This window comes from Flavihumibacter petaseus NBRC 106054, from assembly GCF_000974785.1.
GTDB classification, from domain to species: Bacteria; Bacteroidota; Bacteroidia; order Chitinophagales; family Chitinophagaceae; genus Flavihumibacter; species Flavihumibacter petaseus.
The window spans coordinates 1,627,467-1,648,005 of record NZ_BBWV01000001.1 but is presented as its reverse complement, the minus strand read 5'-3'; the positions used below and the strand labels follow the sequence as shown (position 1 = coordinate 1,648,005).

At 42.8% G+C, this 20,539-nt stretch carries 22 protein-coding genes; 12 read left to right on the top strand and 10 right to left on the bottom strand.

The window, feature by feature from the left end; translation table 11 throughout:
- Positions 1–24: 24 nt before the first annotated feature.
- The 8 genes from FPE01S_RS06930 to FPE01S_RS06890 all read right to left on the bottom strand — a co-directional run bounded on the left by FPE01S_RS06930 (position 25) and on the right by FPE01S_RS06890 (position 6,488).
- Complete coding sequence (locus FPE01S_RS06930) at positions 25–3,120, bottom strand: hypothetical protein (protein WP_157473919.1); 3,096 nt, start codon at positions 3,118–3,120, stop codon at positions 25–27.
- A gap of 340 nt (positions 3,121–3,460) precedes the next feature.
- The gene (locus tag FPE01S_RS26415; RefSeq protein WP_046368049.1) at positions 3,461–3,784 is read right to left on the bottom strand and encodes a LytR/AlgR family response regulator transcription factor; all 324 of its coding nucleotides are present in this window, start codon (positions 3,782–3,784) and stop codon (positions 3,461–3,463) included.
- Positions 3,785–3,942: 158 nt separating this feature from the next.
- Entirely contained in the window at positions 3,943–4,365 is a 423-nt protein-coding gene (locus FPE01S_RS06920) for a DUF5675 family protein (RefSeq protein ID WP_046368048.1), read from the bottom strand.
- 3 nt (positions 4,366–4,368) lie between these two features.
- Entirely contained in the window at positions 4,369–4,596 is a 228-nt protein-coding gene (locus tag FPE01S_RS06915) for a hypothetical protein (RefSeq protein ID WP_046368737.1), read from the bottom strand.
- 56 nt (positions 4,597–4,652) lie between these two features.
- Entirely contained in the window at positions 4,653–4,949 is a 297-nt protein-coding gene (locus FPE01S_RS06910) for a hypothetical protein (protein ID WP_046368047.1), read from the bottom strand.
- Positions 4,950–5,027: 78 nt separating this feature from the next.
- The gene (locus FPE01S_RS06905) at positions 5,028–5,213 is read right to left on the bottom strand and encodes a hypothetical protein (RefSeq protein ID WP_046368046.1); all 186 of its coding nucleotides are present in this window, start codon (positions 5,211–5,213) and stop codon (positions 5,028–5,030) included.
- Between the two features lie 74 nt (positions 5,214–5,287).
- On the bottom strand, positions 5,288–5,611 hold the full coding sequence (locus FPE01S_RS06900; protein ID WP_046368045.1) for a hypothetical protein: 324 nt from the start codon (positions 5,609–5,611) through the stop codon (positions 5,288–5,290).
- Positions 5,612–5,927: 316 nt separating this feature from the next.
- Entirely contained in the window at positions 5,928–6,488 is a 561-nt protein-coding gene (locus FPE01S_RS06890; RefSeq protein WP_046368043.1) for a hypothetical protein, read from the bottom strand.
- A 334-nt stretch (positions 6,489–6,822) separates the two neighbouring features.
- Between FPE01S_RS06890 and FPE01S_RS06880 the strand changes: the two genes are divergently transcribed.
- The 10 genes from FPE01S_RS06880 to FPE01S_RS06830 all read left to right on the top strand — a co-directional run bounded on the left by FPE01S_RS06880 (position 6,823) and on the right by FPE01S_RS06830 (position 14,601).
- The gene (locus FPE01S_RS06880; protein ID WP_046368041.1) at positions 6,823–7,143 is read left to right on the top strand and encodes a LytTR family DNA-binding domain-containing protein; all 321 of its coding nucleotides are present in this window, start codon (positions 6,823–6,825) and stop codon (positions 7,141–7,143) included.
- Between the two features lie 116 nt (positions 7,144–7,259).
- The gene (locus FPE01S_RS06875; RefSeq protein WP_157473918.1) at positions 7,260–8,177 is read left to right on the top strand and encodes a helix-turn-helix transcriptional regulator; all 918 of its coding nucleotides are present in this window, start codon (positions 7,260–7,262) and stop codon (positions 8,175–8,177) included.
- Complete coding sequence (locus tag FPE01S_RS06870) at positions 8,174–8,962, top strand: FecR family protein (protein ID WP_046368039.1); 789 nt, start codon at positions 8,174–8,176, stop codon at positions 8,960–8,962. Before FPE01S_RS06875 ends, FPE01S_RS06870 begins: the two co-directional genes overlap by 4 nt.
- 111 nt (positions 8,963–9,073) lie before the next feature.
- Positions 9,074–9,262, top strand: a complete 189-nt coding sequence (locus FPE01S_RS06865) for a hypothetical protein (protein WP_157473917.1) — start codon at positions 9,074–9,076, stop codon at positions 9,260–9,262.
- 375 nt (positions 9,263–9,637) lie between these two features.
- Entirely contained in the window at positions 9,638–9,850 is a 213-nt protein-coding gene (locus FPE01S_RS26480; protein ID WP_046368037.1) for a DUF4143 domain-containing protein, read from the top strand.
- Positions 9,851–10,452: 602 nt separating this feature from the next.
- Complete coding sequence (locus tag FPE01S_RS06850) at positions 10,453–10,704, top strand: hypothetical protein (protein WP_046368035.1); 252 nt, start codon at positions 10,453–10,455, stop codon at positions 10,702–10,704.
- Between the two features lie 153 nt (positions 10,705–10,857).
- Entirely contained in the window at positions 10,858–11,658 is an 801-nt protein-coding gene (locus FPE01S_RS06845; protein ID WP_046368034.1) for a hypothetical protein, read from the top strand.
- Between the two features lie 4 nt (positions 11,659–11,662).
- Positions 11,663–12,112, top strand: coding sequence for a three component ABC system middle component (locus tag FPE01S_RS06840; RefSeq protein ID WP_157473916.1), 450 nt, complete (start codon positions 11,663–11,665; stop codon positions 12,110–12,112).
- Positions 12,109–13,977 (top strand): DUF3732 domain-containing protein, encoded by a 1,869-nt coding sequence (locus FPE01S_RS06835; RefSeq protein ID WP_046368032.1) that lies wholly within the window; start codon positions 12,109–12,111, stop codon positions 13,975–13,977. The genes FPE01S_RS06840 and FPE01S_RS06835 overlap by 4 nt, the downstream gene beginning before the upstream one ends.
- A 372-nt stretch (positions 13,978–14,349) precedes the next feature.
- Positions 14,350–14,601: a hypothetical protein gene (locus FPE01S_RS06830; protein WP_046368031.1), complete on the top strand. Its 252-nt coding sequence runs from the start codon at positions 14,350–14,352 to the stop codon at positions 14,599–14,601.
- A gap of 107 nt (positions 14,602–14,708) precedes the next feature.
- Here the strand turns inward: FPE01S_RS06830 and FPE01S_RS06825 are convergent, their stop codons facing one another.
- Both FPE01S_RS06825 and FPE01S_RS06820 read right to left on the bottom strand, forming a co-directional pair.
- A complete protein-coding gene (locus tag FPE01S_RS06825) occupies positions 14,709–16,613 on the bottom strand; it encodes a DUF2075 domain-containing protein (RefSeq protein WP_046368030.1) in 1,905 nt (634 codons plus the stop codon).
- An 8-nt stretch (positions 16,614–16,621) separates the two neighbouring features.
- On the bottom strand, positions 16,622–16,951 hold the full coding sequence (locus tag FPE01S_RS06820; protein ID WP_046368029.1) for a nucleotide pyrophosphohydrolase: 330 nt from the start codon (positions 16,949–16,951) through the stop codon (positions 16,622–16,624).
- A 763-nt stretch (positions 16,952–17,714) separates the two neighbouring features.
- On the opposite strand from FPE01S_RS06820, the gene FPE01S_RS06810 reads away from it, so the two are divergent.
- Positions 17,715–19,292 (top strand): DNA cytosine methyltransferase, encoded by a 1,578-nt coding sequence (locus FPE01S_RS06810; protein ID WP_217998173.1) that lies wholly within the window; start codon positions 17,715–17,717, stop codon positions 19,290–19,292.
- A 50-nt stretch (positions 19,293–19,342) separates the two neighbouring features.
- Positions 19,343–19,669 carry a DNA cytosine methyltransferase gene (locus FPE01S_RS25835; protein WP_046368027.1) on the top strand — a complete coding sequence of 109 codons (327 nt, stop codon included), beginning with the start codon at positions 19,343–19,345 and terminating at the stop codon, positions 19,667–19,669.
- The last annotated feature ends 870 nt before the right edge of the window (positions 19,670–20,539 follow it).

Genomic DNA, 20,539 nt, shown 5'->3' with positions numbered 1-20,539 from the left:
GTACTCCTATATAGCTTCTCAGTGTTAACCTTTGTAAGTTAGTACCTCGGGGGTTTGATGTTCTTCAAAAGGTACTGTAAGATTAATGGACCTAATATAGACTACCCCGTCTGAACTGAGTGTCATCAATTTCTTTTCATCTTCAGAAAACGCAACGAATGTTACCTTTTTTGACATACTTTCCATTATTGATCCACCATGTCCCGTAAAAGAATCAATTATTTTACCTGATTCGGTTGCAGCAATGTGCACAACATTTGATTCTTGATGCCCATATCCACCCAAAGTAAGTGGCTCATAACCCTGTTCAGATAAGGCGACAAAGTTGCCTGTTGGACTAAAACATAAAAAATTTTTCCCCTTTATCTCATTCCAATTTTCGAATGAGTAATAAATATTATTTTGAGATTTTGAAACAGAGCGACCAAGTTCCACTTCCGAAGGTTTTTTCTCAAAAAGAACACTATCCAAAAATATAATAAACGTATTAGGTATACTGTCGTATGTAGCAAAATATCCGGTCTTAGAAAAACCACAGACCCAAGAGGCACGGCTAGGATATCTGCTTAGGTAACTATCAACAATTTTTAGAGTCAAATTAGATTCATCAAAATCGATCCTAAATAAATGAATTAAGCCTCTTTGAACTGGTTTGCCTACATAACCAAAGTGCCTATTGTCATAGCTAAAAGCTGCATAATTGTAATATGACAAATCTTCGGGAAACTTAATTTCCACTTTAACCTCCGTCCCAACAATTCCAATTTCTGTATATTTTTCGTTCTTAACGATACTGGATGAATTAATGTCCGTGAAATCTGACAAGCCATGTTTTATAAACTCCTGTTCAAAGGACGTAAATAATTCACGTCTATTTGCATTAACTAATTGCTTAGCTCTTATCAATTCATCTCCTTGAGCGATAAAAATAGGATCATCCAGGTCTCTACGATATTTAGTAACCTCCTCTACAGAAATCTGGGCATTGGTTATCCTATTATAATATCTGAAGCTACTAGAAATTTGAGCGTATAACTTTCCATCTGGACTCAAAAAACGGTAGTGGTGGTAGTTTGGTGGAGTAATATCGCTAAATGTAACTGGATCAATTATCTTTACTTTCCTAGTACTGTTCTGCTCAACAATTAAGCTCCCATCGTTTCTAAACCCCAAAAATATTCCTGAAATAAAATTAGTTATTTCATTCTTTTCAATGTCGTAGAACTCATATCTATCATTCATCTTCAATACCAAATACCGACCGTTAGGTGAAAGATAGGATTCTATATACTTATCATTGGAAAGGTCAACCTGCTCGGTCAAATATTTTCCAGAAGAGAGGTCATAAGTAAACAAGTAAAATGAATTCGCTCTGTGAGAAACTAGTTTATTTAGATTTGATGAATGACTAATTAGATTTCCCACAAATGCATCCTTAATCTGTAGGTTCTTTGGGTTGAAGACAATTTGATTTGGAAAGAGAGCATAATATTTATAAAACTTCACATCATTGATCGATCTAAACCATTCGTGACTAATTTCCGTAACATCAAGTTTGGTGGAAGAGTTTAAATCAAAAGCTTTTAGTTGGGTTTCCCCTGACAAAACCTCAGAATACCAAATTATCTTGTGTTCTTCCACTTCTGGTCGATTTAAGAGCTTGACATTCTCCAAAATTGGTTCACTAAGACTAGCTAAACCATAAACTGAACAGTTATCCTCAATCGTTTTCAATAGATATTGGTGTCCCCCAACAGCTAACAATGCTATCTCTGTAGTTTTGTCAAAAACTTCCCTTTCACTGCCGCGAAATATGTGTTGCCTTCCGTCGGATGCGACTAATAAGGTAGGATAATTATAATCTAGGATTGAAATGAATTCTGACTTTTCAATCAAATTCATAACTCCTACCTTAGATAAATGCATTAAAGCATATTCTGTTCCTTCAGTTACGTCTGGACTTGCATTCCAGTTGTCGCCTAACTTTTTAAACGTCCAACTACGAACTTCCCTAAAGCGGCATTTTCGTATTACAAATGAGCCGTCAGTTGTTTGAAAAAATCTATGTGTTATTATCGATTCAGACAAAACATCTGTGCCTTTAAGGGTACACCTATAATTTGTAAGTCCTTCTGGAATTTCACCTATTATTCGGCCACTAACATCATGGGGCAAATTGAAATTTGAAAAAAACAGCTTCTGCTCAAGCAATTTTCCGACATAAATTTGATTGTCACTAGATAGCTTAAATTCAACTGGGGCGGGAGTTTGCACTTTATGTCCTAGGATACTGACTATCGAAACTGTATCGTCGTCAACCAAAGACACAACATTCCCCAATCTGTCAACTGCATTATTTACAGCCTTATAAATTATACTTGCTGGCCGATTTCTGTAGATACTAGAAATTACAATCTTATCTGGATAGTCTATAATAATACTATGTGATCTATCTTCAACAATAAAAGAATTAAACTTATCGAACTTTTCTATTTCTACGAAAAAGGTATTAGGTGATTGAACTAATTTGTAACAGCTAATTGTATTAGTGAAAATGTTGTGGACCCAAGCCATATTTTCACTCGCAACTATCTTTAATACTCTAAAACTGTTAAGTAATTGTCCTACAACATTGAGAGAGTCGGTGTTGTAGATTCCAAGATTTACAATACCTCTAGAACTTGAATCTCCTATTCTAGTCACAAATAAAAAATTTCTATTGTCTATATTTTGTATTTCGGTTGGACTATAGTGATTTTCAGTTATTAATATCTTTTTTTCGCAATTGTAAAGAAGAAGTCGGTCTTTCATTAAGAAGAAACAGTATGGTGACTCATCAAATAGGAAAGCCCGCTTGAATTCGCTTGATCCTAATCTATAAGCATCTTTAATTTCAAATTCCTGTTCGAATGTTTTATTGTTTATACTGCATTTCGCTGTAATCTTTCCAATTTCCTTTAGTTGTGTAATTATTGTTGGGTGGGCTGAATCGGCCTCAACTGTTTTAATCAGTTTGTCATTTTTATAAATTTCTATTTTAAGATTGTCGAAATGCGAGACAATCTGAAACTGGCTGTTTCTATAAGCAATGCGGGGAAAAATTGCAAAAGGTATCTTCATGCCCATTATTTTACTTTCGTAAATTCTTGGATTTTCATACACACCTCGAAGGCCTAATCTCTATTACTATGAAAATTCGAGCCAAACACAATATAGCATTCCCTTTTCCCTCTTCAGCTGCTATACCTTTTAGAAAGCCAAATCTTGCAAATTCCTATTTAAGCGGTGAGCTATCTTGTGTCACTTATTTTCAACTGATACATCAAAATACAAATTTTTGAGATAGTACAGAATGCGCTCGCATTAGTATTATCTATATTAACAACATATTGAATTACAAGAATCTTCTAAATTGTATTATTTGGTAAATTAAGCATGCATAGTTCTTGTTATGACTGCTCTACATCTTAGGATATTTCTCTTGTAACGCCTGCCGGCCGGTGCGGCTCAAGGGTACTTCCTTGCCGGAAACGATAACCTTATTTGTTTTGATAACTTGGATATGGGATAAGCCAATGATTCGCGATCGGTGCACTTTGAGGAATAGATCCTCAGGTAGGTCAGAAAGCCAGGATGCTAAACTGCGAGTTATCGGGTATTCACGTTGTTCAGTAACTACCCGGGAAAGCTTATTATTCACTTGAATGTAAATAATTGCTGCAAACGGTACAATGTGATGTCCGTCGCCGTAGGGGAGTTGAATAACTGGTGGTTGCTGACTCATAACGGGATAAGAATAAAGGTTAATTGGGTTAAGTCGTTCGAAACGTATAATTAGGCATTTGTTACAAATTCCGGTACCGTGAAAACACGGTATGTCGATTAAAAATTATGGTTTAAAAATGCCCCCGCCAGGATTGGCGGGGGCGCCATAGATCAACCTTACGGCTGAGCGAGATAGCGGTTGGCTAGCCGCGTGATCGTCAGGGTGACGGGCTCTCCCTGGTCCATTGCCTCCTGGACCGCCAGCATCAGCGCCTTGAAGGCATGGGCGCTGTGCCGGCCGATTCCCGGCTTCAGCGATTCCTGCACCGGGGCGATGCAGCCTTTCAGCTCCTTTAAGGCATTGGTTGCCTTGTGAATGAGGATCAGGCTGCGGCCGGGTACCGTCTGCACGAGAAGATGGTACTGGTGCCTTTTGCTGAAGCGCAACGCTATCGGATACCTGCCTTCCGGAATGCAGGAGATCCTTCTGCGGTTATCCCGCCAGGGGAGCTCGATCGTATAGCAACAAAACCTTTCGGCAATGCTGAGGATCCCATCCGTACCGGTCGGATGATAGGTCCGCTCAAGTAACAATTCCACGGCTTAGCCCTTCACTGCCACCTGGCTCACGGCACTGGCTACCGTAGCAGCCACACCGAGATAACTCGCGATGGTCGTGATGATGGCCGGGAGGGCCACCGGGCTCGCCAGGAGCGCTGCACTGATGGCGGCAAGCGCCATCCCGATATTGCGCAGCTTAACAAAGAAAGTCGGCGTCTCCGAGAGCGCCCTTTCCGCAAGCGACAGCTTGTCGATTTCCTGCTGTTTCATAAACATTGGGTTTTAGATTAAAAAATTGGTTTTCATAAAGTGGATTCAAAAACGGGCTACAGCTTCGTCTGCAACACAGTCCTATTGCCAGGGAGATCCTCCGCTTCAATGCGAAGCATGGTTCCTCTCAACTTAAGATTGGCTACTTTGGTCCAATAGGTCCAGTCATTCCCCAATATTTCCTTTTTTGCGGGTCCCTGTTCCAGTAAAGTACGGTCCGCAGCATAGAGGAAAAATGTTACCCTTACCACCCGGAAGTTATCCACCACCGTCACCGTAATCGGTTGCTTTTTCTTCCCTTTGTAGTGGCTGGTTACCGGATCAGCGATCTCTGGTCCTTTGAGATAATCCATCACTGCCACATTGTACGCAGACTGATTCCCCTTCCGCGCTGCCTCGTATTGAGCTTTCAGCGCAGGATTGGTTTTCAGCTAAGCGGCATAAATGTTCGCGAGGCGGAATCTCTCCTGGTAAGCGAGTTGCCCTGCTGTAGGCTTTCCCTTCCGGGCTTTCGGTGCCGCAGACACGATGGTCTTGTTACCGATCCTACGGAGAACATAATCTCCGACTCTTCCCCTGAATCCATGCAGGATAGAGCCGGGTTTTACTACTGCCATTGTTTTAATTTTTAATGGTTAATAAATGTTGTTTCCTTGCGGTAGTCTTGCCGGCCGGCACCACCTGTTTACTGCTAACTTGAATCATTCCGGAAGAGACTTTTCATCCACCGGGCAAATGCTGGTCCCATGGTTAGCGCATAGGGCCCGAGCCAGATCTTGTTGCCTTCAAGCCCGCCAAATTTGAACAGGTTCACAGCGGTGCTGCGATCCAGCTTCTCCAGGCATAACTGGGGCAGGCAACGCATCACATAAGGAAGCGGCTTGTCCACCCGGAACACATGCCCGCTGGTGTACACTTCGCACCAATTTCCCCTGCCGATGATGAACAGGATCTGCTTTGCATTTACCCCCCTCATCACCTGGTCATCTGCTGAGCGAAAGACAGGTTTTTTCATAACTGTTTTTTTAAAAAGTGAATAATGATTTTAACACGGTCATTATAACTTCCGTATTACACGTTTCCAAATGAATTTCGTGTTTGACCAAAAAGCTGCGCGAATGGCAGTTTCCCGGCGTGAATAACCGTTTTGAAGCATGCTAAAAACTGCGGATTTTTTTGGCGCATCGAAAACTGCGCTTTTTTCTTATCGGTTTCTTCGGCCGGCTTTGTTGATTTTTTCGGTTATCAGATGGCAGGCACAAAAAAAAGAGCTGCATCCTTTCGGATACAGCTCCATCCTTCGTGATCAAAGGTCGTCGGAAACCTTTATCTTATAACAGCACTTCGAGGGATGCTTCATTTCCCGGAAAGTCGTTCGCAAAGGCGATCACCCTGGTGCCTGCGAGGGCGGGGTTCTGCACAGTAGCGGCATAGTTCCATACATTGCCCTTGGGCTGCAATACTGCAACACCACCTTCCAGCAGGTCGCCATTGGCTGCACGGATCTCTACATACACTTTGGTGACAAGGTAGTCATCCACTGCGCGCACTTCGATGATGTCGCCAACCTGCCCGGTATAGTTACGGATGGTGATGTCCGTTACTTCGGGAGGCGTGACAAAATCCTGCAGCGCACGGCTATAGACATTCTGCCTTGGCCGGAGTGCCCTTTTGTAACCCGCTACCAGGTCAGGATCCAAAAGGATCGACTTGGCGTACTGGCTACCCTGGGTGAAGTTCCGCTGGACCTTCACTTGTGGTGCGGTCGGCGGGGTAGTACGTTCACCCGGCGCTTTGGCCACAATGGTTTTATCTTCCCAGTTGCGGAACACGATCTCTTTTCCTAACATGCCGTTCAGGTGACCGGCAATAAGGCTTTTAGCGTTTGCCATAGAATACGAATTTTTAATGGTTAAAAAATATTGTTTACTCAGTGGCCACGCAGGCAGGCAGTGAGGTTGCACACCCACTGTCCTGTGCAACGCCTGCACAGCCGATGCCCATTACTACAAATGCAATGCGAGATTTTGCCATTTTCCGGAATTTGTTCCCGGGTATGATGAAATATGTTCCGAAGTATGGTGAAATATGTTCCGAAACACCCGTTTACCTCGATTCATTCGGAATTGATTCGGAATTGAACCACACATCGTTCACAGGACCTGTTCGCGGCTGGATATTGAATTTTTTTTCTAGTTTGGTAGAACAAACCTAAATCCCACACACATGCTTCCACCGTTTTATATCTGGCAGGGCCGTACCCTGAAAGGCGTGAACCCATTGGATGTAGTAGCGCTCAGCGCGGAACGTGTTTACACCAAAATTCACCTCACACAAGACCGTCATTTGATTGCAAGGCTTCCGTTGACTACGCTCCTCAAGCAGGTGTCCGGGGATATCTTCGTGCGCACGCATCGCGGCTGGGCCGTGTCGGTTTATTACCTGGAAGAGATCAGCAAAGACAAGGCAGTGATTGGGTCGATGGTCATACCAGTCACCAAGCCTTATTTCGACAACCTGGTGACCAAACTGAACATTTTGAGCTGACGCTGACGGTCATTCGCGCCGGTATTTTTCCATTCACGCCGTATTTATTTCAAACACGAAGTTCCTTGTAAAAATTCCAAACGTTTTTATAGTCTTACAGGGCAAAATGAACGTCATTGGAGTTAGAATTCTATATAGCGCGCGATCTTAAGTTCTACCTGAAGCCCATGCAACAATGGGAATATCCCAGGTCGGCCTTCCCGGTGAAAGCGGCGTATCACGAAGATGCCTGGCATGGCAAACTGTATGTGCTGGAACACCAGGTGATGCGTTGTCCTCTCTACCAGGTGCGCTATGATTGGAAGCCACCGGTAACGCTGCGACAAAAGCTGCCAACGGAGGGCATGAAAATGATGCTCCTGCTGGATGGCAATCTTCACCTGGACATACCGTCGGCCATCAGTTGGGACGTGAACAGGGGAAAGATCTGTTTCTTCCAGAACCTGGATCAGCTGATTACCGTAGCGGAAAATTGTGGGGTGCGGTATTTTGTTTGTCCAGTTGAGGTATTGGTAGAGAACCTGGACTGGGAAGGATTCCCGGAAGGGATCTATGACCTGACGCCGGCGATGCACCTTGCACTGGACGAGATCCTGCAACCGCCCAGTCCCCTTCGGGATGGTGGCGGTTGGCTGACCACTCGGCTGCTGATGCTGCTCCAATCGCTGCAGGAGCACCTGAAAACGCCGAAGAGCGGCAAGTTGTATAACCGGGAAGCGCAGCTGAATGCCGCGGATACCTATATCCGGAATAACCTGCACCGCACCGTTTACTATGAAGAGATTGCGAAGGCGATCGGCATGAACGAAAGCACGTTGGTTTGTGCGTTCCGGAAGCACTTCGGCATGACCGTTATGCAACGGCTGAAGCATCACCGGAATGAACTTTCCCTGAAGCTGTTGCGGGACATGAGCCGTACGATCAATTCGATAGCGGCGGCCTGTGGTTTTGAATCACCGGATGCGTTCCGGGTCAGTTTTGAATCTATTCATAAGATCACGCCGAGTGAGTGGCGCAAAAACAATGTGTCATGAAAACGAGAAAGCAACTGATCAAAGAAGCGGCGGCGCGGATCGACCTGACCCCTGAGATCTCTGGCATCATGCAGCGGTTTTTCCTGGAAACTTCCACCCGGGCCGAGCGCAACCGGCTGGACCGGTGGCTGCACGAGCAGGAGGGCAATTTCGAATTTTTCGACCTCATGGTGGACTTTACCTGCGAGGGTACCGGCGGCGCGGCCATCAGCGCCCTGATCCGGAATACCAAAAAATCGCCGCGCAAAAGAAGCCCCTTCTGGAAATGGTTCTGGCGGATCTTCCTGGGTGGGCTGGCGCTGATAATTTTTATCCTCTGGCTTGATCATATAATGCCTTCCCATCCGCTGACCCGGCTGGTAAAAGGTCACCCCGTGAAAGCTGAAAACTTTGGTGATTCCACGACCCGTGCTAATAATGTGCCAGTAACCCTATGGCTCCCCGATAGTTCCCACGTGGTATTGCACCCCGGTGCGAGCCTTACCTACAGCCATGGCTGGTATGGCGGTGTCAGGCGCATCTACCTGAACGGTGCCGCTCGAATTAGTGTCAAAAAAACGGACAGCTTTGGCATCTTTACCTATTATGGGGATTATGCCTTCCGGGTATATTCAGGTGCCTTTGAAGTTATTCCCGTTTCATCAGATAGTCTTCACCCAATGGTAAAGTCTCACGGTGGTAATGTCGAAATACTGGAGGGTAGAAAGACATTGGGACTGGTGAAAAATGGGGAAGAGGCCAATTGGGGACCTGTTGGCTATGAAATCAAAACTGTATTACATTAAAGCTGCTGAAAACCAATTCAACTTACATCGAAATAACCAATGATGACGAAAAAGCAAATACTCGACGGCTTGAAGGTTTTGGAAGGTCTTCGGAATACCAAAATCCAATTGATGGAACTCGGCATGGATCCCAGTGAAATGTTCCTACCTGCAATAGGGTTCATAGAAAGCCTCGTTCTGGACAACTACAAAGATCATCCCCAGGCACCTGCCCTGAGAACCATGATCGTTAACTGGGCGGGAACGCATGATTTATTAGTGGAGAATATTGAACTTTTGAGAAGGACTCAGGTGAATTAATCGCAATTGCCAAATAGTTCTCTGCAATAAAGGAATGCCGGAATTGTGTTGTAAGCGTTTTTAAACGCAATTCTGGCCTAAATCTTCTTCCAGAGCGAGAGGACACTTATTTGCACCTTTAATAAACGGATGATAATCAATATTATATAAGTGTTTTTGCAAATTTAAAGTCTGCCTTTAAAATATTTAAAGGCAGACTTTAATTGTGATCAGCTTCTCAGGCGGAGGAAGGTATTGACCTGATTTTCCATTTCTTCCGCTAAGGCTACCGATGGTAAGGATGGTTTCCTGATATTTCCATGGTACAGAATCCTTGGCAAGCGGCTAGTAAAAGCGCCGAAGGGCTATATTGCCGACACTTCGCTGATATGTCACATGCTCGATCTTGATATCGACGCCATTGCTACAAGCAAACCGGATCTGTTTGATCATTTACTTGAAAATTTCGTCGCCAAGCAGCTGACGAAACCGCTCACCTTCAGCAATACGCGGGCACAACTCTTTCACTTTAGAACAAGCGATCGAAAGGAGGTGGATTTTGTATTGGAAAAACCTGATGGAAGCCTGTTTGGCATCGAGGTAAAATAATCGGAATCCACAAACGTTAATGATTTCAAGGGCCTTCAAACCCTGACAGCACTGGCTGACAAAGATTTCATCAGAGGTATTGTCCTCTACTCCGGCCAGGAACTCGTGTCCTTCGGAAATAACCTATGGGCAATTCCGTTTCAAATTCTGTGGCTGTGAGCGTCATTTCACGTGCTGGAACTCCTAACGCATCGGAAATTGCGGCGTGCGACATTTTGTTTTTTCCGTTGAGCCATTGGTGGAAAAGCAGGACTGGGAAGGATCCCGGAAGGGATCTAACATATGACTCCAGCAATTCATCTTGCCCAGGAAGATATCCTGCAACATCCCAGCTCCCTGCTGGATGGCGGCCGCTGGTTGGCGAACCGGCTGTTGATCCTGCTGCATTTCCTACTAGCGCATTTAAAACCGACGAAGAGCGGCAAGCTTTATAACCGCAATCAGGCCCAAAATGTATCAACGGGGAGGCCGTAGGGGCTTAGGGGTAAATCAGTAACTTAAGACAGTTCTTTTTCTGTTTTATGATAAAATTGAAAAATCAATTTATATTTTGGCAATAATTATTAAACCATTATCTCTATTGCCCTACCCACAAACCCCTAATGACATCCAGCTATTTAAATAAAACTTCTGCGGCAGAAACAGCAATCGGATTTGACTATCAGTTTTATTACTGTTTTCTTTTGATGTTGGGAATAGAATCTGATCAAACAATAACTTTTGAAGACAAAGATGACATTGCGATTGAATTGAATAATGGAAACATTGTCCTAATTCAAACTAAGCATACCCTGCAAACAAATTATCAAAGCGATCCTATTAATTTAACTGAAAGAGATCATGACCTGTGGTAGTCGCTTTCTAATTGGGCAGATGTTATTAAAAATATCCCAGAAAGTGATCGTAGCCGATACCAGTTTCAACTTGTAAGTAACAAAGCAAACAGGAAGAACCCGCTTCTGCAAGAAATATCAAAGTTTCAGCAGAAAAGTATTTCATCAAAAAAAATGAAGGAATACATAAGCGCTCTTTCAAATGGGACTAAGGATTCGGAAGTTAAAAAATGGATGGAAAATGTATTGAAATTGAAGATGAAAGAGCGAGATGTGCTTTTGTCGTCCCTTCGATTTACTCTCGACCAAGATGATTTAATAAGGAAAATAAAAGAAAAAATTAAATCATCAATTGTCGTTCGAAATAATCACGATGATGTCTATCACTCACTCCACAGCAATATTCGCACGTATTTCTACAAAACAATAAAAGCCGGGAAAAAAATACAAATCACTTTTGATGAATATAAACGCCTTTTTGGCTCTTGCTATTTTACCGGAGCTAATGGAAAACTTCCCATTAGGCGAGTCGCCGTAGCTATTCCAAGCGAACCCACCAAACTGAGATTCATAAAAATGTTAATAGATATCAACGACCTAGATGACAGCAAAGAGGATGAAATCATTGAGCATACCACCAACATGCTTCTTCTTCTGAATCACCTTGAAGAGTGGGAGAAAAGTGGCTACATAGGACCAGCCGTTAGACAAGTATTTGACAATGAATCAATTCTAAAGTGGAGAAACATTTTTAAGGAATCAACAAGGGCAGTGGAAAAGCTAGTCAAAGGAGGGAGAAAAATTGAAGAAATCGATGCTGACATTATCGAAGGAGCACTAAAATGTTTAGACACTATACGAAGGGAAGTACTAACAATTGAGGATACTATGTTAGATACTGCTCTTAGCAACGGTCAATTCTATCTGCTGTCTGAAAACGAACAGATTGGTTGGCGATATGATTGGAAATCTTAAAAAGATGCCTGGAAAATTTATTTACAATAACGAAGCACTTGCGTCAGTTGTTCTGATCGAATATATTTCTAAAAAAGAAACAATTGAGCTGGGAAATACCTTGCTGGTACTTCCTTTTCTCCTGCATGATCCAACATTGAAAAAACTGTCGGGAAAAGCACTTCTGCGAAGTGTTGAGGAAATTCACGCATCTTTCCCCGAGTTGTTAATAGGATTTAATCAGCGATACAAAGAGTTCTTGCCATTGTCTGTGAATGCGATGGGTATACTCATGGAATCGCACATGGTTAAGCTAGAAGGAGGAGTAATTGCGTACAAGTCGCATGCTTTTATTCCGGCAAAACAAGGTGGGGACAGATATGCAAAAATATTAACGGCAATCGACAAATTAATTGGAATGTTTGGCGATGATTCTAGCTCATCACTTTATTACAAATTGGGGGTGCAATTATGAAATTCTACATAAAAACAATAACACTTTGGTTTGAAAATGGTGCGGAAAAAAGGGAGATTAATTTCCTAAACAACAAGGTTAATGTCATTACTGGGGAGAAAAGCAAAGGGAAATCAAGCATTATTTCAATTATTGACTATTGTTTGTTATCAAGCTACTGTAGTATAACCGAAGAAGTTATTAATGAGTCCGTTTCTTGGTATGGCCTTGGGTTTTCAATCAACGATAAGAATTTTTTGATTATTCGAAGAAAAGGTAGTGGAGGTGCTGGGTCAAAGGACATCTATTTTTCTAGTGATGGAGTAGTTCCTGAAACAATAGAAAAGAATATTGATTTCAATAAACTAAAGGGAATCCTTGAGGCGGAATTTGGCGTAAATGAAAATATTGTCATTCCTTATGGAGGAAAGAAATTAAAAGTTGGACAAAAAGTATCCTTCAGGTATTTTCTATTATTTAATACTTTGTCAGAAGATACTATAGCGCACACTAAAATTTATTTTGATTTTGATTTATATAAGGACCGAGAAAAGTATCGAGAGGCATTGGATAGAATATTTTACCTGGTTATTGGCGTTGATGATATTGGGAATGTTCTAATTAAAGAAAAAATAGATTCAATTGAAAAGGATCTGATAAGAAATGAGAAGAGGAAAGAACTAGCAAGTAAGAAGGAGTCAAATTTCAACCGCGAAGTAATTCAATTGGCACATTATGCTCAAACGCTAAACCTTATTGATCAAAAACTATATACGTTCGAGGAAGCAGTTGTTGTATTAGAGACATTAATCAACGGATTTACGTCCACAAATTTAAGTCAGAACATAATAAGGAAGGAACAGCTTGAGGGGGAAAAGAGAAGTCTAGTCCGGCAAATTCGCAGAATTGAAAAATTCGAAACGGAGTATGTTCAGTATCGAAATCATTTGAATGAGAGTAGAGATAGTTTGCTACCTATTGATTATTTGATAGATAATTATAGCGAGATTATCCCATCATTAGAAGTAAACAGGTTTTTACTTTCGCTTGAAGAGTCGTTAACTAAGGTGAAAGAATTGTTAGCCGATCGGAAGAACATACCCTTGCGTATTTCCGGACATTTGAGTGATTTGCGAAAACAACTAGAGACTGTTGATCTTGAGCTTTCGAACTATTCAGTTAATCCTTATGAACAAATTGGTGAGATACAAAAGTTCATATTCATTGGGGAGTTAAAGGCTCAGCTTGCCTTCTATCGCAGTAAATGGCTGGATGATGAAACTACTTCTGATATCTACCTTTTGGAAGAAGAATTGGAACATTTAAAGCAAGAGTTGAAGAACACAGATGAAATTAGAAAAAATTTGTTGGATATGTTGGAGGAGTCCGTGCAAAAGTACTATGGCCTAATCCACTCAATGGGAGTCTATGAAGGTTACAAAGTGACTTTTGATGTTAAAGAAAAGGTCCTAAAGCTAAGAAAGCCTGATTCTCCCCTCCCTACCTTGATCGGTAGCAAGTCAAATTATATGTTTCTTCATCTTGCATTGTTTTTAGGCATTCATGAATTGTTGATAAAGTTAGAGGAAAGATATGTTCCGCAATTTTTGATTTTGGACCAGCCCAGCCAGCCCTATTTTGACAAGAATAATTCTGATATTGAGGATGTGGAGGATGACGATAGAAAGACATTGAAGGATGCTTTTGCATTACTAAATACGTTTGTAAGTAACATCTTGGAGGAATATAAGAACGGATTTCAGATTATCCTACTTGAGCATGCAGCCGCAGAATACTGGCAAGATCCATTGCTTGAACATTTTTATTTGGTGGAAGAGTTTAGAAACGGAAATGCATTAATTCCAAATAGAGCTATAGTGAAATGAAAAACCTAAACCTGAAGGGGGCCAACTTGCTCCGGATTTGATACAATGATTACAATTAGAACAATTTTGATAGGAATGGTTATAGGCTTGCAGTTTTGGAAAGCCTATCCAAGATTCCGGCTGAACAATTAATTAAGGTTTTGACAGTCGTCTATAAATTTGGGCAAGGCTTTGGCCGACAATAGCACTGTTGAAAAGGACTGATGTCAGAGAACCTGTTTTGCAAGAGTTAGTTGCTATAGGCAATCTGGTAGTAGGCTATGATATCGCTGATGATTACATTATTATTAGGTACATTAATAATGGGGGCTAGTATGTGGAATAACAATTGACAAATCTGTTCAACGACTTAGCGATATAACACTATTTATTATGAAGAAGAACAAAAAGCATTTCATGATATATTACAAGAGGGGCACGGGAACTTTCATAGTTACTGAACCAAAACCTTGGGCCCACGAAAACCAAAAACACTTTCCTGAATATTCATTTAACGACGGTGATGTACCTACTGTTGATGAAATTGAAACTTACCTAATAAAGAACTACAACTTCAAGTTAGAAGCAGATAAAATCAATAAAATTAGTGTCTTATTTAATCTAAATCCCTCACTTAATCTTTGACTACCAGGCAATGAAGGTCCTATAATTGAAAGCCTTTCAAGCCACGGTAACTTTCAGAAGAATCCCGGCTTGACTAATCCTAAAAAAAACTTAAACATTAATATTAACTATTCTTCCGCAACAAGTGAAAGTACCCCATCTTCTTGCTTATAACCATTATTGGAAATTGAACGTTTTAACCACTCATTTGTCGCCGGATCAGCACTCCAAACATAACAACCTTTCATCCCCCTAGTCATCAATGTTCGATAGGTATTGCGGATAATCTGATCCAGAAACCGGGAACCACTTTCGTTGTCTTCAACCAGACGCTTCTTCCAACCAAATATGGATTTATCCATCTTACTTCGCTTCGCTGGCTCGGTAACTACTCGCCCATTCCTGACGACAAGATCGGGACCAAGGATCACGCCCACGTAGTCGAGTTCGAGCCCCTGGCAAGTATGAATACAGCCTGCCTCACTGACTGAGTCTGGATCAATTAACCATAGACTACCGTAGTCAGCAAGATTCCAGCGCATTCGGAAATCGTGTTCGGGGATTACGATATCCCATGCCAAAGGGTTCTTCTTACTATTCCAATCCCAACAATAGCCGGCTACAACTCTGGCCTTGTTCCGATTATTCTGCTCTTCAATTAGCTTCCGCAATTCATTAGGTGAATCGCAAACGCGAAAATCATATTCGCCCCGATCTAGTGTATCATTTGCCGTTGGTCGGATCTGCAGCAAATGGTCGAGCCATGCTAAATAGCCATCTGAACCATTGCAACGGAATTGCGATTGCAGGTCTGTTTCATAAACCTGCACTCCCAGTCTTTCCGCCCAGGCACGGATTTCAGCTTTCTGGCCAATATCATTTAAAGTTACCCGCTGATCTTCGTCAATAAAAAATACGGAAAACCTGGAAGCGTTGATAATTTCCCGGACCTGGTTAGTTCCAAGATTTCCATAAAGCCCAGACTTCTCATTTAACCGATGCGCCTCGTCAACAATAAGGCAATCAAAAGTATTCTCAGCCGCATCTACAAATGCTCCGGATCCTTTGAACAAGTTCGAAATATGGGTCTTGCGTAAGGTTCCTGTTAAAACGCTTTCATAAACCGCTCTCGGAGCAGCATTCTTTGTTACATATTGTGAGAGTAATCCCGCCTGCGTAAGTGCCACCAAAAGGTTGATGGCAACAACCGTTTTACCTGTTCCTGGTCCACCCTCAACAATCAGCAATTTTTTATTGTTGCCCGAAGATTGTTTAGCCAAAGCGATAGCTGTTTCGAATACGATTTTCTGATCATCAATTAGTACAAACTCTTTTGCACCTTTAAGCATTTTGGCGAGGCTATCAGCGAGGCTTTTCGACGGTTTAATTTTTCCCGAGTCGATACGGTATAATATCTTGTTTTTGTCGCCATACCTTATAAACTGTTTGATAAACTTCCGCAGTTCCAAAGCGTCCGACCGCAAGAAAAGTGGTGCCTTAGCAATATAATCCTGATAGAAAGAATTGTCTATAATGCCATCTCGTTCATAATTATGTAGGTATGCGCATGGTTTAAGTTCAATCGATTCATTGTAAACTGTCTCATTGAAGCCCTGCAATAAAGCTGCGTAAGACCAGGCCTGATAGGACGGGTGACTCACTTCCCGTTCCCGTTTACCCAACCAGGTAATCACAACAGCATCCTTCGTTGTAAGCTGTGCCGAGCTCCATTGCTTTAGTTCGATAATAACGGCATGTTCCTTCCCAAGTTCATTGACTCCGGTAATAATGAAATCAACCCTCTTTGATGTTTGAGGAATACGATACTCAATAGACACCCAACAATCGGATGGTATTTCAGCATCCGCCAGAATATTATTCATGTATTGCAATGAATACTTCCACGACTCGATCTCATTTTCTGTAGTACCAAATCCCAACTGCTTTTTAACCGCCTGGGCAATAATTACTTCTATTTGGTTGCTTAAAATATCTTCCAGGAAAGTGGACTTTCTATTTTGATAGACAATCATAACTATGTTCAATGTTCGTTATACTTCTTCGAAGATCCTTTGGATTTGTCTACCGGGTACTTTGCGTCGTTGGCTGCCAACTTCTCTTCAATTATACTGGCTATATCCAACTCCTGCTGATGTGCAAGAAGGAACGAATAAATAAGGATATCGGCCAATTCTTCTCTTACCTTTTCTCTATTAGCAGCAGCTGCGTCCTTCCAAAGAAATTGCTCGTTCAACTCACCGGCTTCGATAGAGATCGCAAGTGCAAGGTCCTTGGCATTGTGAAACTGCTCCCAATCTCGCGCATCACGAAAAGCCACGATTTTAGAGATTGTGTCTTTGAAATCAGACATAATATTCAGGTTAGATTGAAATAAACGAAAAAAAACGGAATCCGGAATAATATGAACAAGAAATTCCCTTGTTAGAAGCTCATTTATGATATTTCTGGTTTGCAGGTATAGCTATTATTTATTATTGAGAAAAAGCCATTCTGCACCTCGTCAGACGTTGCTACACTGATTGCAAAACAGAAGATATTTCGGAAAATGTCGACTATGCCTCCTAACCTATTCCAAAGATAGTCGACATAATGAAAGAGCGGCTGCAGCAGATCAGCGAGGAAGATGCGAAAGCCGAGGATATTCGTGAATTCACAAAAGATGGAGTGCTATCTAAATTCGGGCTGGATGGCTGGGAATGAGCTGATATGTCAAGAACCCCAGCTGAAGCTTTTAAACACTGCTATGGTCCTCGATCAACGGCGTGGAATCCAGGAATCAGTCACCGTGGGCATGGGTCATTCCTTTAAACGAACTGATAAACCCCTTCATGTAAGCCAGGACCAGGGCATATAGCACTTTCATTCAGCCAGCCGCCCTTACCCATCGTTTTGACCAGCATAAAATGCACCCTGATGCCAGTGAGCGGCTGGAGAAACATCCATTCAACGTCGTTGTTCTGGTGCAGGAATGGAGAATCATGGTGGAGATCCCTTGTTATGTCCGGGTACGGTGATCATGATATGCCTGAACCGCGAAGGCAGGACAACCCCCCCACCCAACAAGGTAAACCGGCATATCCTGTGCGAGACTATCGAAGCCGTAAAGGCAGTTATTGAACACAGCAAAACAGTGCCGTTCGTATTCACTTTCTGCACCAGAATCAGCACCGACTATCTGTATCAAATTGAAGGATTTCATAAAAGCGAAGGGTAGCATGACACACGTAGTAACCGAATCGAATATTGATGAACTGTTGGACAGTATCCTGCGGGATGAAACCGAACCGGAATTTATCGTAGTGGATCTATTTTGTGGAGCGGGGGGAACGACAACCGGGATTGATAAGGCCAGGCGACATGGATTGAAGGTGGCCAAAGTTATTGCCTGTGTTAATCACGATACTTTGGCGATAAAATCCCACTGGCAGAATCATACGGATGTCTTCCACTTTGTAGAGGACATACGAACCCTGGACCTTACCAATCTGATCCGGATAGTTGCCTTCTACCGAATGCTATACCCGAACGCAAGACTGATCCTGTGGGCTTCCTTGGAGTCTACCAACTTCAGTAAGGCAAAAGGTGGCCAGCCGCGAGATGCTGACAGTCGTACTTTGGCTGATCACCTAGAACGGTATATCGTCGCACTGAAGCCTGACTACATCCAGATCGAAAACGTCGTGAAATTTATGAGTTGGGGGCCACTGGGTGAAAACGGGAAGCCTGTCAGCCGGAAGGAAGGAAAGGGCTGGTTACGTTGGCGTAGGGAGATCTGTTCAATCGGCTACCGTGATGAATGGAAAGAGTTGAACAGTGCCAACTTTGGTGCCTATATGTCCCGGAATCGGCTATTCGGGATCTTCGCCCGACCTAGTATGCCGATTGTATGGCCGGAGCCCACACATTCAAAGAATACTGCCAAAGGCTCGATGTTCATCAGCAACTTGCAGAAGTGGAAAGTAGTGAAAGATGTGCTGGATTTCGCGGATGAAGGGGAAAGCATCTTCAATCGTAAGAAACCTTTGTCTGATAAAACGCTGGAACGGATCTATGCCGGCCTTGTAAAATATGTAGCGAAGGGTGACAAGGCTTTCCTGTCCAAATATTTCAGTGGGAAACCGAAGGGGAAAGTGAACAGCGTTGAAACGCCCGGGCCGACCGTTACAACCTTTGGCAGCAGCGCACTGATTCAGACCAAATCCTTTTCGGATCTGTCAGTCGATCAGCCTGCAGGTGCAATCACTTGCAAAGATCATCATGCACTGGTGCAGCCCGTTTCCCTTCTTAAGTATAACAGCACTGACAAAAATGGGAAGCACACGCCACCGTCTTTGGAGGAACCTTGCCCGGTAGTTGCAGCGCAAAGCAAATTGGGGGTTATTCAGGCCGAATTCCTTGCTTGTTATTACGGCAAAGGTGACAATGTGAGCAGCACCTATTCCCGTCGCCGACACTGGTTACAAAGGATCGGATTGCGCTTGTCCAACCACAGTACTTCATTGACAGGCATTATGGCTACATGCAAAACCAGTCACTGGCAACTCCGGCTGGCACAGTCATGCCCAATGATAAACACCGGTTGGTGGAAGCTGTGCCCTTCATCATGCCGACCAATTACGATAACAAACTTAAGTCGATCGAAGAGCCCAGCCCGACCATTAAGGCCAACCGCAAGCATCACTACCTGGTAAATCCTTCATGGTGTGGAAATCCTGGAAGTGTAGAAGAACCATGCTGTGTAGTGGTAGCCCGGCAGGACAAGGCGCCACTGTACTTGGTGCAAGTTGAAGGCGGTGAAGTGTTGGTTCCAGTATACCCCGAAGATTCGCCCATTGCCATCCAGATAAAACAGTTCATGGCCCTATTCGGCTTGGTTGATATCAAAATGCGCATGCTCAGGGTTGGGGAACTTCTGAAGATCCAGGGTTTCCCTGCTGACTACCAGCTATCCGGCAACCAGTCGGATCAAAAGAAATTCATCGGGAATAGTGTAGTTCCTGATGTCGTGAGGGCGTGTTATGAGACAATGGCTGAAAAATTTGAAACACATAATAAAAAAGCAGCGTAATGATCAGGTTGCTTCTTTGGATTCAGCAATAGGAACTAAAGGAAACTTGATAGCCTTTCGCAGACATAAGAATGCTATCCAAAGTAACAACTGAATAACTATTGAAATGAAATACGCGTGCCTCAAACTAAGATGAATGAATACCGTTGGGATGCTTGGTCCGTAAAGAACTAACGCTGTTAAAAGTGACCCCACAGATAACGAAACGTACCTGTTGAATTCCGGTGACGTCGTGAATTCTGGAATATTATACGAATTGTTAATGAGTAACGGAGAACCTATAGCAATGCATCCAACTATGCTGGGAAGGCCTCCAAATTTCTCTAAAAAGTGTGGCGCAAATTGGATGATGAACCAGAAAGGAGCTATTAATACGGCGAAAATGATAGAGCAGATTGAATAAACCTGGTAAAATTTCAGGTTCGCGACGTCAAATTTAAACATCTGAAAGGCTTATAGATCCAAAATAGCAAATCAGAATGAATCTTAAAAATTCTACATCAACGGTCCGGGCTACAACGTCCATAGGTAAGATTGAGCAGACTTTTGGTTGTTTCCAACACAACCGATATCATTGAAAACCAGAAAGGCCCCACATACCGGGTTACCGGTATGAAGGGGAGCCCTAGTTAAACTTTTCAGTTTAGCGTGGCGGTTCCCGTCTTCCCGACACGAACAAAGGAACACCTTGACACCACATTCGCCCTGATCACCGTCCACCACAAGCTGCAGCCGAAGTCAGTCACCTTATTTTGGTATATCGTCCGGACGGGTAAACGGAAGACTGTGTACGATGAATGCTGGGGAAAGATGCCTATGGGTTGGGTGGTGAAGGTAGTTTCAGTCCTGTAATCACCTTAAGTTATCGCT